Annotated in this window: 14 protein-coding genes; 4 read left to right on the top strand and 10 right to left on the bottom strand. The window is 72.1% G+C overall.

The window, feature by feature from the left end:
* Positions 1 to 68 precede the first annotated feature (68 nt).
* Entirely contained in the window at positions 69 to 842 is a 774-nt protein-coding gene (locus ACTMTU_RS18935; RefSeq protein WP_441264652.1) for a uracil-DNA glycosylase, read from the top strand.
* Here ACTMTU_RS18935 and ACTMTU_RS18930 read toward each other — a convergent pair.
* From ACTMTU_RS18930 to ACTMTU_RS18915, 4 genes are all read right to left on the bottom strand, one after another.
* Positions 823 to 2,949 (bottom strand): xanthine dehydrogenase family protein molybdopterin-binding subunit, encoded by a 2,127-nt coding sequence (locus ACTMTU_RS18930; RefSeq protein ID WP_441264651.1) that lies wholly within the window; start codon positions 2,947 to 2,949, stop codon positions 823 to 825. The genes ACTMTU_RS18935 and ACTMTU_RS18930 overlap by 20 nt on opposite strands.
* Positions 2,946 to 3,953, bottom strand: a complete 1,008-nt coding sequence (locus ACTMTU_RS18925) for an FAD binding domain-containing protein (RefSeq protein WP_441264650.1) — start codon at positions 3,951 to 3,953, stop codon at positions 2,946 to 2,948. Before ACTMTU_RS18925 ends, ACTMTU_RS18930 begins: the two co-directional genes overlap by 4 nt.
* Positions 3,950 to 4,516 carry a (2Fe-2S)-binding protein gene (locus ACTMTU_RS18920; RefSeq protein ID WP_441264649.1) on the bottom strand — a complete coding sequence of 189 codons (567 nt, stop codon included), beginning with the start codon at positions 4,514 to 4,516 and terminating at the stop codon, positions 3,950 to 3,952. Before ACTMTU_RS18920 ends, ACTMTU_RS18925 begins: the two co-directional genes overlap by 4 nt.
* Positions 4,517 to 4,597: 81 nt before the next feature.
* Entirely contained in the window at positions 4,598 to 6,175 is a 1,578-nt protein-coding gene (locus ACTMTU_RS18915; RefSeq protein ID WP_441264648.1) for an FAD-dependent oxidoreductase, read from the bottom strand.
* Between the two features lie 337 nt (positions 6,176 to 6,512).
* Here ACTMTU_RS18915 and ACTMTU_RS18910 point away from each other — a divergent pair, with 337 nt between their 5' ends.
* Both ACTMTU_RS18910 and ACTMTU_RS18905 read left to right on the top strand, forming a co-directional pair.
* A complete protein-coding gene (locus ACTMTU_RS18910; protein ID WP_441264647.1) occupies positions 6,513 to 6,872 on the top strand; it encodes a DUF3040 domain-containing protein in 360 nt (119 codons plus the stop codon).
* 13 nt (positions 6,873 to 6,885) lie between these two features.
* Positions 6,886 to 7,470, top strand: a complete 585-nt coding sequence (locus ACTMTU_RS18905; protein ID WP_441264646.1) for a DUF6328 family protein — start codon at positions 6,886 to 6,888, stop codon at positions 7,468 to 7,470.
* Between the two features lie 53 nt (positions 7,471 to 7,523).
* On the opposite strand, the gene ACTMTU_RS18900 is transcribed toward ACTMTU_RS18905, so the two are convergent.
* The 6 genes from ACTMTU_RS18900 to ACTMTU_RS18875 all read right to left on the bottom strand — a co-directional run bounded on the left by ACTMTU_RS18900 (position 7,524) and on the right by ACTMTU_RS18875 (position 13,146).
* Positions 7,524 to 7,916, bottom strand: a complete 393-nt coding sequence (locus ACTMTU_RS18900; RefSeq protein WP_307704849.1) for a DUF6479 family protein — start codon at positions 7,914 to 7,916, stop codon at positions 7,524 to 7,526.
* Positions 7,917 to 8,039: 123 nt separating this feature from the next.
* The gene (gene ku / locus ACTMTU_RS18895) at positions 8,040 to 9,041 is read right to left on the bottom strand and encodes a non-homologous end joining protein Ku (RefSeq protein WP_441264645.1); all 1,002 of its coding nucleotides are present in this window, start codon (positions 9,039 to 9,041) and stop codon (positions 8,040 to 8,042) included.
* Between the two features lie 158 nt (positions 9,042 to 9,199).
* On the bottom strand, positions 9,200 to 9,874 hold the full coding sequence (locus tag ACTMTU_RS18890) for a response regulator (RefSeq protein WP_441264644.1): 675 nt from the start codon (positions 9,872 to 9,874) through the stop codon (positions 9,200 to 9,202).
* Entirely contained in the window at positions 9,871 to 10,995 is a 1,125-nt protein-coding gene (locus ACTMTU_RS18885; protein WP_441264643.1) for a histidine kinase, read from the bottom strand. Before ACTMTU_RS18885 ends, ACTMTU_RS18890 begins: the two co-directional genes overlap by 4 nt.
* Before the next feature lie 135 nt (positions 10,996 to 11,130).
* Positions 11,131 to 12,123 (bottom strand): aldo/keto reductase, encoded by a 993-nt coding sequence (locus ACTMTU_RS18880; protein ID WP_441264642.1) that lies wholly within the window; start codon positions 12,121 to 12,123, stop codon positions 11,131 to 11,133.
* Between the two features lie 21 nt (positions 12,124 to 12,144).
* Positions 12,145 to 13,146: a LacI family DNA-binding transcriptional regulator gene (locus tag ACTMTU_RS18875; protein ID WP_441264715.1), complete on the bottom strand. Its 1,002-nt coding sequence runs from the start codon at positions 13,144 to 13,146 to the stop codon at positions 12,145 to 12,147.
* 402 nt (positions 13,147 to 13,548) lie between these two features.
* Here ACTMTU_RS18875 and ACTMTU_RS18870 point away from each other — a divergent pair, with 402 nt between their 5' ends.
* Positions 13,549 to 14,832 carry an ABC transporter substrate-binding protein gene (locus tag ACTMTU_RS18870; RefSeq protein WP_441264641.1) on the top strand — a complete coding sequence of 428 codons (1,284 nt, stop codon included), beginning with the start codon at positions 13,549 to 13,551 and terminating at the stop codon, positions 14,830 to 14,832.
* Positions 14,833 to 14,834 lie beyond the last annotated feature (2 nt).

Here is a 14,834-nt window from a genome sequence, read left to right as displayed (position 1 = left end):
CGGGCCGCACACCCCGCCGGACCGCGCTCACCCCCCGGCCTCCCCACCGCCCCGACTAACGTGGCCGAATGGACAGGCACGACACGACCGGCCCACGGACCGAAGATCCCGGCTTTCCGGCGCTGACCGCGCCCCTGTGCGGCGGACTTGGCGAACTGGACGAGGCCGTCAGCCACTGCCGCGCCTGCCCGAGACTCGTCGCCTGGCGGGAGCAGGTGGCCACGGACCGGCGTGCGGCCTTCTCCGGCTGGGAGTACTGGGGCCGGCCGGTGCCGGGCTTCGGCCCCGCCGACGCGTCGCTCGCCGTCGTCGGCCTCGCCCCCGCCGCCCACGGCGGGAACCGGACCGGCCGCATGTTCACCGGTGACGACTCCGGCGACCTGCTGTTCGCCGCGCTCCACGCCGTCGGCCTCGCCTCACAGCCCACGTCCACGCACCGCGGCGACGGCCTGGTCCTGCACGGTGTGCGCGTCACCGCGCCCGTCCACTGCGCCCCGCCGCAGAACAGGCCGACGACCACCGAGCGGGACACCTGCCGTCCCTGGCTGGCGACCGAGCTGTCACTGCTGACGAACCTGAAGGCGATCGTCGTCCTCGGCGGTTTCGGGTGGCAGGCCCTGCTGCCCGTCCTCGAGGCCACCGGACGCCGGCTGCCCAGGCCGCGCCCCGCGTTCGGGCACGGCGCCCATGTCGTGCTGCCGGGCGACGGCGAACGGTCGGAGCTGCATCTGCTGGGGAGCTACCACCCCAGCAGGCGCAACGTCTCCACCCGGCTGATGACCTTCCGGATGCTCGTCGACGTGCTCCGCGACGCCGCGGGCGTCAGCGGCTCCGCCCGTTGAGAGCCGGCGAGCCCTCCAGCGCGTGCAGCATCTTGTCGGGGGTGAGAGGCAGCTCCCTCAGCCGGACGCCCGTCGCGTGGTGCACCGCGTTCGCCACCGCCGCCGCCGTGCCGACGATGCCGATCTCACCGATGCCCTTGCTGCCCATCGGGTTGAGGTACGGGTCGTCCTCCTCGATCCACTGCGCCTCGACGGAATGCACGTCGGCGCAGACGGGCACGTGGTACGAGGCGAGATCGCACTCCGCATAGTCCCCGAAGCGCTCGTCCATGGTGCTGCCCTCCATCAGCGCCATCCCGATGCCCATCGTCATCCCGCCGATGAACTGGGACCGCGCGGTACGGGCGTTGAGGATGCGGCCCGCGGCGAACACTCCGAGCATCCGGCGCACCGCCACCTCGCCCGTCACCGTGTCCACCTGCGTCTCGCAGAAGACGGCGCCGAAGGCGTGCCGCGCGTGGGCCGGCTCCTTGCCCGTCTCCTCCCTGGTGTCGGCCGACACGGTCACGCCCTCCGCGGGCAGCGGCTCGCGCAGGTCCGCGAGGCGCTTGGCCAAGAGGGTGCAGGCCTTGTGGACGGCCCAGCCCCAGGAGGCCGTTCCGCACGATCCTCCGGCCAGCGGCGCCGCCGGCAGGTCCGAGCTGCCGATCTCGACGGTCACCGTCTCCAGCGGCGTGTTCAACGCCTCCGCGGCGATCTGCGCGAGCACGGTCCTGGCGCCGGTGCCGATGTCGGTGGCGTTGACCCGGATCCGGTGGACGCCGTCGTGCCCCAGGTGGGCGCTGGCCCTCGAGGGAGCGATCAGCACGGGGTAGGTGCTCGCAGCGACGCCGGTGCCGAGCAGCAGATCGCCTTCCCGGGTGACGCCAGGACGCGGATCACGGTCCTGCCAGCCGAAGACCTCGGCGCCACGGCGGAGGCAGGCGGTGAGGTTCCTGCTGCTGAACGGGAGCCCCGAATCGGGCTCGGTCGCCGGTTCGTTGCGCAGCCGCAGCTCGACCGGGTCCAGCCCGGTGGCGACGGCGAGTTCGTCCATCGCGGACTCGAGGGCGTACATCCCGGGCGCCTCACCGGGGGCGCGCATCCACGACGGGGTCGGCACGTCGAGGGCCACCACCCGGTGCACGGTCCGGCTGTTGGGGGAGACGTACATGACCCGTGCCGGGACGGCGGCCTGCTCCACGAACTCCCTCACCCGCGAGGTCTGGGTGACCACTTCGTGGGCGAGAGCCGTGATCCGTCCGTCGGCGCCCGCGCCCAGGCGGACATGGTGCAGCGTCGGCGCCCGGTGGCCCACGACGGCGGGCAGTTGACGGCGGGGCAGGGCCACCTTCACCGGGCGACCGGTGTGACGTGCGGCCATCGCGGCCAGCACCACCGGCGGGCGGGGCGTCCCCTTCGACCCGAAGCCGCCGCCGACGTGCTCGGACACCGCGGTGACCTGCTTCCTGTCCAGCCCGAACAGCTGGGCCAGTGCGTCCCTGACCGGGCCGGCACCCTGGCTCGAGTCCCGGACCGTCAGCCGGCCGTCGTGCCAGTGGGCGGTGGCCGCGTGCGGCTCCATCGGATGGTTGTGCAGAGCGGTGAGCCGGTACGAGGCGTCGACGCGGACGTCGGCCGCCGCGTACGCGCCCTCGAAGTCGCCCCTCTCGCGCACCGCGGGATGGCCCCCGTTGGCCTCCTCGGGCGTGTAGATGTCGGGACGGTCGTCGGTGAGCCGTACGTCGTGTTCCTCGGTCTCGTAGCCGACGCGCAGGGCGGCGGCGCCGGCGCGTGCGTTCTCGAGGGTGTCGGCCACGACCAGGGCGACGTACCAGCCCCTGTGCGGAACGCGGTCGTCCTGGAGGAGACGGAGCGTCGGGTCGTCCGGCTGCCCGAGGCGGGGGGCGTTCTCGTGGCTGAGCACCGCCAGCACACCGGGCATGTCCAGTACCTCCGCCGTGCCGAGCGACGTGACACGGCCACGGGGGACCGCGGCGGGCACCGGCCAGCCGTACAGGCAGCCCGACGGGGTGTGTTCGGCGGCGTAGCGTGCCGCGCCGGCGACCTTCTCGCGCGCCTCCCGCCGGACGGCGGGCGCACCCAGCACGGTGGTCGGCCTGCTCATGACCGCTCCTCGCCGAGGTCGTCGCCGTCCGCGAGCCCGGCGAGGACGTCGACGGCGAGGTTGCGCGCGAGCCGCACCTTGAACGCGTTGTCCCGCAGCGGCACCGCGGCAGCGAGCTCCGCCTCGGCCGCGGCGGCGAACGCCTCGCGGGCGGCCGGCCCTCCGGCGAGCAGTTCCTCCGCCCTTCGGGCCCGCCACGGCCGGTGGGCGAGGCCGCCGAACGCCAGCCCCACGTGCCGGACCCGGCCGTCCTCGACGGCGAGGACCGCGGCGACGGAGACCAGGGCGAAGGCGTACGAGGCACGGTCGCGGGCCTTGCGGTACGCGGACCGCGCCCCGGTGGGCACGGGCGGCAGCTCCACGCCCGTGATCAGCTCGCCGGCCCGCAGCTCGGTGTCCACGTCGGGGCGGTCAGCGGGCAGCCGGTGGAAGTCGCTGACCGCCAGCGACCGGTCCCCGTCGGTGGAGTGCAGATGGACCGTGGCGTCGAACGCGGCGAGGGCGACCGCCATGTCGGAGGGGTGAGTGGCGACGCAGTGCTCCGAGTGCCCCAGCACGGCGAGGTCGCGGTGGACGCCCTCCCGTGCGGGGCAGCCGGTGCCCGGCGCGCGCTTGTTGCAGGGCTTGGAGATGTCCTGGAAGTAGGTGCAGCGGGTGCGCTGGAGCAGGTTCCCGCCGGTGGTCGCCGCGTTCCGCAACTGCCCGGAGGCCCCGGAGAGAAGCGCCTGCGACAGCGCGAAGTAGCGCGTCCGGACGGCCGGATGGGCCGCGAGGTCGCTGTTGCGCACTGCGGCGCCGATGAGGAGCCCGCCCCCCGGCACGCCCTCCACCGTGCCGAGCGGCAGCCGGCTGACGTCGATGAGCACGTCGGGCGTCGCGACGCCCAGCTTCATCAGGTCGACGAGGTTGGTGCCGCCGGCGAGGTACTGCGCTCCGGTGTGAGCGGCGTACGCGGCGACGGCCTCGGCGGCCGTGCCTGGTCGGACATAGGCGAAGGGTTTCACGGTGTCACGTCCTCGATGGCCGCCACGATGTTGGGGTAGGCGCCGCAGCGGCACAGATTGCCGCTCATGCGTTCACGGATCTCACCGGGCGTGAGGGTGACGGGTCCGTCCGCCCCCTCCCGCCGCCCGGTCACCAGCGACGGACGGCCGTCGGCCGCCTCCGCCAGCATCGCCACCGCCGAGCAGACCTGCCCAGGGGTGCAGTAGCCGCACTGGAGGGCGTCCCTGGCCACGAACGCCTCCTGCACGGGATGCAGTTCGCCGCCGGGGGCGAGGCCCTCGGCGGTGGTGATGTGCGCCCCGTCGTGGGACACGGCCGGCATCAGGCAGCTGTTCACCCGCCGCCCGTCGGCGATGACGGTGCAGGAACCGCACTGGCCGTGGTCGCATCCCTTCTTCGGACCGGTCAGGTCCAGGTGCTCGCGCAGGGTGTCCAGGACGGTGGTGCGGTGGTCGAGCGTCAGCGTGTGACTGACGCCGTTGACGTGCAGGGTGACCGCGGAGCGATGGGCGTCCGCGACGGTCGTGGCGCCCGCGGTCCCCGGTCGGCTGGTCGGTTCCACGCCGCAACCCTCTCCCGTCGGATGATGACATGTTTCGCTCTATTTCCTACCAGCCTGCGGGGCAATGCGCGGTTCGGCCGCTCATGAGCCCTCCGGCCCGTCCACGTTCCGCCGTTCGAGCGGCCGCAGTGCCGGGCCCTCCAGTACGGAGCCGTCGACACCGAACCGGGAGCCGTGGCAGGGACAGTCCCAGCTTCGCTCCGCCTCGTTGAACGCCACCAGGCAGCCCAGGTGGGTGCAGCGGGCCGACACCGCGTGGCACACCCCTTCGTCGTCGCGGTACACGGCGCAGCGCTGCCCGTGCAGACGTACGACCGCGCCCGTGCCCGGTTCGATGTCGGAGGCAGAGTCCACATGGGTGGTGCGCAGCCGGTCCCCGACGAAGTGCTTGCCGATCTCGGCCTGCTGGGAGAGCAGGGTGGGGACCTCCCGCAGGGTGCTCCGGATCCGCCGGGGATCGTAGAGGCCGGCCCACGGGGCCTTGACGGCGCAGATCAGGCCCGCCAGCAGCCGCCCCGCCAGCACGCCGCTGCTCATGCCCCAGCCGCCGAAACCCGTGGCGACATAGGTGTGCTCGGCACCCGGATGGAAGAGCCCGATCAGCGGCACGGTGTCGCTCGAGTCGTTGTCCTGCGCCGCCCAGCGGTACATGGTCTCCTCCACCGGGAAGTGCGTGTGCATCCACTCGTCGAGGCGTTCGATCCGCTCGGGGACGTCCACCGTGCCGGGGGTGAAGGTCTCCCCGGTCACGATCAGCAGCCGGCGGCCGTCGCCGAGCGGGGCCGTGCGCACCGACCGTTTGGCGCCTTCCTCGCAGATGTACATCCCGGCCGGGTCACGGTCGGCCGGCAGCGCCGCGGCCACCACCAGCTCGCGTCGTGGCGACATCCGGGCGAACAGCAGCGCCCGGTCGAACACGGGGAAGTGCGTGGCGATCACGACATCGCGCGCGGTCACCGTCCGGCCGCTTTCCGTGGTGAGCCGGCAGGGCGAGCCCTCGTGCAGTCCGGTGACCCGGGTCCGCTCGTAGATCCTGTTGCCGTAGGCGGTGAGGTCCCGTGCCAGACCGAGGAGGTACTTGCGCGGATGGAACTGTGCCTGCTCCTCCATCCGTACCGCTCCGGCGACGTCGAAGGGCAGCCCGGTGTCCTCGACGTACGAGGCATCCAGGCCCGCCTCCGCGGCGGCCTCGGCCTCCGCCCTGAGGGCGGAGCGCTGAGCGTCGTCCCGTGAGTAGACGTACGCGGGGCCGCGCTCGAACTCGCACGCGATGCCGAGCGCGGAGGAGACCTCGGCGACGCGTTCCACGGCCGCCTGCTGGGAGCGGGCGTAGAGCCGGGCCCCCTCGGGACCCCTGGTCCGGCGCAGCCGGTCGTAGATCAGGCCGTGCTGTGCCGTCACCTTCGCCGTGGTGAACCCCGTGACACCCGTCGCGATGCGGTCGGCCTCCAGCACCGCCACGGAGCGTCCGCCTTCCCGCGTCAGTTCCCACGCCGTGCTGAGCCCGGCGATGCCGCCGCCCACCACGGCCACGTCGACGGTGATGTCGTCGGTGAGCGGAGGGTGGTCGGTGGCCTCGGTGGTGCGGATCCAGTGCGAATCGGTCGTGCGCGGGTGCGTGGCCCCGGCCGTGCGCGGGGCAGGAGATTCGTTCGACATGCGGTCCGGGTGCCCGGCAACGGGCCGGCGAAGCCTGTCCGCCCCTCGTCGGGCGGGGGTGACTGACCGGAGGCGGAGGGGGTACCCGGGAGAGCAGAAATCCGGCGCCACAAATCCTGCCGGTACCGAACGGACAAGGAGGTGTCAGCCGTGGACACGCGGGCCGACACCGCAAGAACCACCGGTCGCATCCCGGAGAAGGAACGGATACGCACCTGCAGGCCCGCGGTCCTGCCCGGACGCGAATCCGACCGACAGGGGGAGAGCAACCCGGAAGCGAACATCTTCCGGGGCGAGGACTGAACCGACGGTCTGACAGCGTACGGAGGCGCCAGCCATGGACGGATCCGGACTCTCCGAACCGGAAAGGCTGATCCTCGCGGAGATCGAACAGGACCTGCGGGCCGACGAGTTCCTGGACCGGCGGCTGCGGACCATGAGTCCCGGACCGCCGCTCGCGCGGATGACCCACCGGTTCCGGTCGCACCTGCTCGCCGCCGGCGTGGGCGTGCTGGCGGCCCTGACGTTCGTCCTGTTCGCGATGGCGGCATCCACCTCGAAGCCCGTCCTGATCTGGGCGTTCGCCGCCACCTGGGCCCTGACCCTGGTCGGGCTGCTCACGCTCGTCTGCCGTTGGTCCAAGCGGCTGGCGCGGCGCGGCCGTGCCCGGGGCCGCCGGCGCGCGGGGCCGCCGTGATCGGTGACCGGCCATGGGGATAGCGAGGACCGGTCCCGGCAAGCGCCGGGAGACACCTCAACAACGACTGGACCGGCTGTGGGGCGAACTTCTCCGTGAGGTGAGGGTCGCCCTCGCCGGTGTCCAACTGCTGTTCGTCTTTCTGCTCGCCGTCGCCTTCACTCCGCTCTTCCCGCGTCTCGGCGAGGGCGACAGGCTCATGTACGTGGTGTGCCTGCTCCTCGGGGCGGCCGCCACCGGCCTGCTCACGGCGCCGGTGAGCATCCACCGTGTGGTCACCGGCCGCGGGATGAAGTACGAGGCGGTCAAGTGGGCCTCCCGGTTCACCATCGCGGGGCTGGCGATCCTGCTGTGCATGGTGGCCCTCGGTCTGCTGCTCGTGCTGCGCAACGTCACCGCGCTGAGCGACAGGACCGCTCTGATCCTGGACGTGACCGTCGTCGGCGGTCTCACTCTGTGCTGGCTGGTGCCGGCTGTCCTGATGCGTCGCGGGAGCCCCGCCTCGCCGGCGGGGCAGCGCGGGCAGGACGCCTCGGAGCCGAGCGGGCACGCGCCGCGGGAGGCGCGCCCGGGCAGCGACGAGTTCCACCGGCCCTGACGACGAGTACCGCCGACCCCGACGGGGCCGGCGGTACTCGTCGCTGGTGGGCCTCAGCCCCCGTGACCGCCACTGCCGAACGCGCCGCCGCTCTCGTCGGAGTCACGGGGCGGCTTGCTCTCGGGTGCGGGCCGGGAGCCCATGTTGCCGTAGCCGTGGAGCTCGTGAGGTGTCAGTCGCCCCGGCACCTCGTGTCCCTCGGAGAGATCGAACTCGTCGGGCTCCAGGCGGCTCTCGTAATGGGTCTGGTGATCGGGCCGCACCGGCTGCTCCTCGGGCCCCGGCGGGGCGTCGCGCCGCCGTCGCGCGCCGACCTGCCAGACCACGTAGACGAGCAGTACGAGAAGACCGACCACGATCAGTCCGAACACGATGACCGCGGGTGCTCCCTCTCCGGCCGCGAGGACAGTGGCGACGTCCCCCGCCGGCTCGTTGAAAGTGACCATGTCTACCGGGTACCCAATCTCGTCGGTATCACCGCCGGTGGGCGGCCGGACCCCCGAATGGACCCCCTGCTCAGGCGGCGGCCCGGCCCGCTCCGGTGAGGGCCTGAAGCAGTTCGTCCCGGCTCATCGAGGACCGGCCGGGGATGCCGAGGTCGGTGGCGCGGGCGTAGAGGTCCTTCTTGCTGAGCGCGGCCAGGTCCTCCTTCTTGCCGGCGCCCTTGCGGCGGCCGGTCCCGGCGCTTTTGGCCGCTCGGCGCCCTTGCTGCCCTTGGCGCCCTTCGTTTTGGTGCCCTTTGCGCGCCTGCCCTTCGCGGCTCCGCTGCGTGATCCGCCGCCCCGTCCCTCTCCGGAGCGCGCCCGCTCGACGCTGCGGTGCAGTGCCTCCATGAGGTCGACGACGTTGGTCGCTTCGGGAGGCCCGGCCTCCGCGACCACCTCGCGGCCCTCGAGCTTCGAGGCCACCAGCTCGCGCACCCGGTCCTCGTAGGTGTCGTGGTAGTCCTCGGGCTTCCACTCGACGCTGAGCGCCTCGATGAGTTTCTCGGCGGTGCTGAGCTCGCCGGGGCTGATCTTCTCGCGCCGGGGCAGGTCGAACTCCTGCCGCGGGTCCCTGATCTCGTCGGCGTAGTGCATGGTGTGCAGGACGAGCACCGACTCCTGCGCGCGCACCGCGGTCAGGTACTCCTTGCCGCGCATCGTGAGCGTCGCGATGCCGGCCTTCCGGGAACGGTCGAGGGCGCTGCGGAGCAGCTCGTAGACCTTGAAGTACTCCTTGCCGCGCGGGGCGAGATAGTACGTACGGTCGAAGTGGACGGGCTCGATGTCGGCCAGGTCCACGAATCCGCTGATGTCGACGACCTTGGAACGGCCGGGGGAGATGTCGTCGAGTTCGTCCGGTTCGACGACGACGTACTGGCCGTCGCCCATGTCGTAACCCTTGACGACGTCCTCGCTCTTGACCTCGCGGCCGGTGCGTTCGTTCACGCGCTTGTTGCGGATGCGGTCGCCGGTGCCGCGCTGGAGCTGGTGGAAGTGGACGGTGTGGTCGTCCGTCGCGGTGAAGAGACCCACGGGGAGGGTGACCAGTCCGAAGCTGAGCACCCCTGTCCACATCGCTCTGGCCATCGCCCTTCACCTCCGTGTCGCCACGCGGCCGCGAGGCCCCGGATCCAGTGTCCTCGTGCCACGGCCGAAGCCCCACCTGTGGCACACGGATGCGAATGTGTGTTCGAGGTCGCGATGTCGGCTGCGCCGGGGCGTGCCGGGTCGCGGGGCGCCGAGGATCAGCGGCCGCGCGGGGTGACCAGACCGGACTCGTAGGCGAGGACCACGAGTTGGGCGCGGTCACGGGCGTGGAGCTTGGCCATGGCCCGGTTGATGTGCGTCTTCGCGGTGAGCGGGCTGATCACCATGCGATCGGCGATCTGGTCGTTGGACAGACCCTGCGCCACCAGGGCGACGGCCTCGCGTTCGCGGTTGGTCAGCTCCTCCATCCCCGTGGCGGCGCCCGTGCCGGTGCCCGTGTGGAGCGGCTGGTCGACGTACCGGTTGATCAGCTTGCGGGTGATCGACGGTGCGAGCAGGGCGTCGCCGCGGGCCGCGACCCGTACGGCGTGGAGGAAGTCCTCCGGCACGATGTCCTTGACGAGGAATCCGGCCGCGCCGGCGCGCAGCGCCTCGAAGACGTACTCGTCGAAGCCGTAGTTGGTCAGGATGACGACGTGCACGCCGGCCAGGGCGGGGTCCGCGGCGATGCGCCGGGTCGCCTCGATGCCGTCGACGCCCGGCATCTGGATGTCGATGAGCGCGATGTCCGGCAGGTGCTCCCTGGCCAGAGCCACGCCCTCCAGCCCGTCGCCGGCCTCGCCGACCACCTCGATGTCGTCCTCGAGGTCGAGCAGGGCGCGGAAGCCGCTGCGCAGGAGCCGCTGGTCGTCGACCAGCAGGACACGGATCATGACGTCTGCTCCACGGGGAGTTCGGCCTGGACGGTGAAGCCGCCTTCGCCGCGCGGTCCGGCGCGCAGCCTGCCGCCGAGGGCGGTGACCCGTTCGCGCATGCCGAGCAGTCCGACGCCCGCGCCCGGTGCGGCGCCCGGTGCGGCCTTGCCGTCGTCGTCGATGCGTATCGCCAGGGCGTCCGGACGGCAGTCGATCCGGACGGACGCCGTGTCGGCGGCGGCATGCCGGGCGATGTTGGTGAGCGACTCCTGAACGATCCGGTAGACGGTCCGGCCCACCGCCACGGGCACGTCGGGCCGTTGTCCCTCGATCGTCAGCGTCGCGTCCAGGCCGGTGGAACGGGCCCGTTCCACCAGTTCCGTGACGTGGTCGAGCCCCCGTGGCGGGGTCGTGTCGTCGTCCCGCAGGGCCTCCAGGGTCGCGCGGAGCTCCCGGGTCGCCTCACGTCCGGCCTCCTGGATCGCGAGCAGGGCCTCCGGGACCTGCTCGCCGCGCTTGCGGGCCACGTGGACGGCGACCTCTGCCTGCACCTTGATGATCGAGATCTGGTGGGTGAGTGAATCGTGCAGCTCCCGCGCGATGTGCAGGCGCTCCTCGTCGGCACGGCGCCGGGCGGTCTCCTCCCGCGTGCGCTCGGCCTCGTCCGCCCGGCGCTCGGCCTGCCGCAGCGCCTCACCAGCGGCGCCGGCGGCGACCAGCCAGGCGATCTCGAGGGCGCCCCGGGCCTGCGCGAAGGCCTCGCCCGCGGGCAGGCCGGAGGCCAGGGCCGCGAGGGGGAGGCAGGTCAGCACGGCCACGCTCGCCACCACCGTGAGGGTGCGGTTTCCCGCCCGTACGGCCGCGTACACCGCGAACAGGTACGCGACGGCCGGGACGTCGAAGCCGACCGCCTGGTGGCCCACCGCGCACAGTCCGGTGACGGCCAGGACGGGGACCGGAGCCCGGCGGCGCGCGGCCAGCGCCAGACCCCCGGCCGTCAGCAGCGCGTATCCGAGGGGGGCGAGGTCCGAGGCGGAGTGCTGTCCGGACAACCCGGTGACCAGAAGCGCCGCCGCCACGCCGACGGCGATCGCCCAGTCTGTGACACCGGCCCGGGCGCCGGGCCGCACTGTAATCATGCGCGCACCTTAGCGGGGTGGAGCCGCGGTGCGAGTCCCCCTTGCGGACCAGCGGCCGGCTACCGCGCGCGCAGTACCCGCGCGGCGCCTACGGCGTCCGCGGCAGCCGGCCGCTCGGCCGCGTTTCCGCCGTGGCTACCAGCGGCCGTGCACCTGGGCGCGGATCCGCCGGTCGTACAGATCGCGGACCGCGTCCAGCGTGCTTCCCGGCAGCGGCGGCTCGTCCGCCGCCGCGGCGTTGGCGCGGGCCTGTCCGGCGGAGCGCGCTCCGGGAATCACGCTCGTCACGCCCGGCTGCTGGATGATCCAGCGCAGCGCCGTGCGTGCCGGTGTGCTGTCCGGCCCGGCGAGCGCCGCGAACTCGGCGGCGGCCTCGACGCCGGTCGCGAAGTCGACACCGGAGAAGGTCTCGCCCTGGTCGAACGCCTCGCCGTGCCGGTTGTACGTGCGGTGGTCGTCGTCCGCGAAGACGGTGTCCTTGGTGTACCTGCCCGACAGCAGCCCGGACGCGAGTGGCACCCGCGCGATGATGCCCACGCCCGCCTCGGCCGCCGCGTGCAGGACCTCTTCGAGCGGCTTCAGCCGGAACGGGTTGAGGATGATCTGGACGCTCGCCGTGCCGGGCCTGGCGATCGCCGTGAGCGCCTCCGCGCAGGTCTCCACGCTCACGCCGTACGCGGCGATCCGCTGTTCGGCGACGAGAGTGTCCAGGGCGTCGAAGACCTCGTCGGAGGAGTGGACGGCGGTGGGCGGGCAGTGCAGCTGGACCAGGTCGAGCGTGTCCACGCCCAGGTTCTTACGTGAACGGTCGTTCCAGGCGCGGAAGTTGTCCAGTACGTAGTTCTCCGGGAGCTGTTCGACGCGCCGGCCCATCTTGGTCGCCACGAACACGCCGGCGTCCGGACGCTCGCTCAGATACCGGCCGATGAGCTGCTCGCTGCGCCCGTCGCCGTACACATCGGCCGTGTCGAAGAAGGTGACGCCCGACTCGACGGCCGCGTCGAGGACGGCGATCGCGTCCTCGTCCGCGACGTCGCCCCAGTCGGCGCCCAGTTGCCAGGTGCCGAGTCCCACCACGGAGACGTTCCTGCCGGTCCTGCCCAATACCCGCTGTTCCATGCGCCGCATCCTATGCGGCGCGCCGCCGGGTCACCGGGGCGCCGCGGTGCTCTCCCGCTCGATCAGCTCCGGCAGCGGCACGTGGACGGAGCGGGCCGCGCCGCCGTCCAGCAGGGCGGTCAGCTCCTGAGCGGCGATCCGCCCGAAGGTCACCGGGTCGCGGGAGAGTGCGGTGAGGAAGGGATGGACCATGCGGCACAGCACCGAGTCCTCCCACGACACGACCGACACATCGCCGGGGACCGAGAGGCCGAGGCCGGTGACGACCGCCGCACCGGCGGCCGCCATCACGTCGTTGTCGTACACCAGCGCCGTCGGCCGGCTGCCCGAGGTGAGCACCCGGCGGGTCACGGCCGCGCCCTCGGTGTCGGAGTAGTCGGTGGGCACCGAGCGGACCTCGGCCAGACCACGGCGCTCGGCCTCCGCGCGCAGTGAGCGGATACGCCGGTCGGTGTGGGCGAGCGAGGACAGGCCGGCGATGTGCACGATCCGGCGGTGGCCGAGCTCGTGCAGCCGGCCCACCACGTGGGCCATGGCCCCGGTGTCGTCGGCCCGCACCTGCGACAGGTTCGGATGTTCCTCCGGGAGACCGCCGATGACGACGCCGGGCAGGCCGAGCTCGTCCAGCAGCGCCGGCCTCGGATCCTCGGTGCGGGGGTCGACGACGAGAACGCCGTCGACCCGGTGCTCCGCCCACCAGCGCCGGTAGACGGTGCACTCGGCGTCCACGTCCTCCACCACTTGGAACAGCAGGCCGAGTTGGCGCTCCGAGAGGACCTCCTGGATTCCGGAGACGAGCTGGAGGAAGAACGAGTCCACGCCCAGGGTGGTGGCGGGCCGCGCGAGGACCAGCCCCACCGTCGCCGCGCCCTCCCCGGACAGCGCGCGGGCGGCGGTGCTCGGTCGCCAGCCCAGCTGCTCGGCGACCCGGCGGACCCGGTCCCGGGTGATCTCGGAGACGCCGGGGCGGTCGTTGAGCGCGAACGAGACAGCGCTCTCCGAGACCCCGGCGCGCCGGGCGATGTCCTTCATCGTCGGCCGCCGCGCGGGTGCGCGTCTGCTCGGCGGAGTGTCCTTGGCGGACGGGGTGCTGGCAGTCACCCGGACCCCCTTCCCGTGGTCCCCCGGCCCGTCGGCGAACCGGGCCGTGCGCATCTTATGGCCTGCGGCGGGCAAGGTCGAACGATCGCCGCCCATGACTAATGCGCTTGAGTCGTACGAGCCTAAAGCGCATTAGTCGATCAATGCAAGATGGCCGATTGAGGCGGCTGACCTGGGGTGACTCGCATTTGAAGGGATTTCGTCGGCGAATCTGTTGACTTTCTCCGGCGGTGCAATGCAAGGTCTGCTGGGCAAACGGCCGCCGCCTCGCTTCCGCGGCGCCGGCCGCCGTTGCCCGTCACGCGTCTGGTCCGAGCAAAGGAGCCGTTCACCGTGCGCATCAACCGCAGGGCAGTCGCCGCTGCCGCCGTCATCGCCGTCGTCCTGCCGCTCAGTGCGTGCGGGGGTTCGGAGGCGGGCTCCACCGACGCCTCCGGCAAGGTGGAAGGCAGGATCACCTTCCAGACCTGGAACCTCCAGGCCAACTTCAAGGACTACTTCAACGGCCTCATCGCCGACTTCGAGAAGCAGCACCCGGGCACCGATGTGAAGTGGGTCGACCGGCCGGCCGAGGGCTACGCGGACAAGATCAGCGCCGACGCCGCCGGCGGCACCCTGCCCGACGTCGTGAACGTCTCGCCGGACCTGGTCGCGCCGCTGGCCAAGGCCGGCCTGGCGCTCGACCTGGACAAGGCCGCCCCGCAGTACAAGAAGGAGTACCTTCCGGGCGCCTGGGACGCGCACCGCATACCGGGCGCGGAGGGCACCTACGCCTTCCCCTGGTACCTCAACACCGGCCCCCTGTTCTACAACAAGCGTCTTCTGAAGGATGCCGGTCTCGACCCCGAGAAGCCGCCCACGACGTACGACGAGGTCTTCGACGCGGGACTGAAGATGGCGCGGCAGAGCAAGGGCAAGGTCGCCGCTCTCGCCAACGTGCCCACGATCGAGGACTTCGGCCGCTACGGTGTCCCGCTCATGAACGAGGAAGGCACCGCCTTCTCCTTCAACGACCCCAAGGGTGTCGAACTGCTCACCCGTTACAAGGAGTTGTACGACGCCAAGGCGCTCGACCCGCAGGCGCTCACCGCCACTCCGGAGTCCTCGGGGCACAAGTTCCTCACCGAGTCCGTGGCCATGAACCCGGGCAGCGCGCTCGACCTCGCCAACTTCAAGAAGCAGGCCCCGAGCCTCTACAAGAACATCGGCATCACCGACCAGATCACGAGCACCGGCAAGGCCAACATGTACGTCATGGGGGTCATGGTGAACGCGCAGAGCAAGCAGAAGCCCGCCGCCGTGGCCTTCGCCCACTTCGTCACCGACGCCACCCGCCAGATGGAGTTCGCCAAGAAGGTGGCCATCTTCCCCAGCACCGCGGGCTCCCTCGACGACCCCTACTTCACCGAGGAGGACGGCACCGACGAGACCAGGGTCAGGGTCGCGGCCGCCGAGTCCCTGAAGACGTCCGTCAATTACACGCCCGTGCTGTTCAGCGAGCAGATGAAGACCGAGCTGCGCAACGCCGTGGCCCGGGCTCTGCAAGGGAAGCAGAGCCCCCAGGAAGCGCTTGACAACGCTGTCAAGGCCTGCGACCGGCTGCTCCGGCAGAGCTGATC

Origin of the sequence: Streptomyces sp. OZ13, from assembly GCF_052068155.1 — a bacterium.
Classification (GTDB): Bacteria; Actinomycetota; Actinomycetes; order Streptomycetales; family Streptomycetaceae; genus Streptomyces.
Note: the sequence above shows the minus strand (reverse complement) of the source record. Positions and strands in the feature narration are given on the sequence as shown.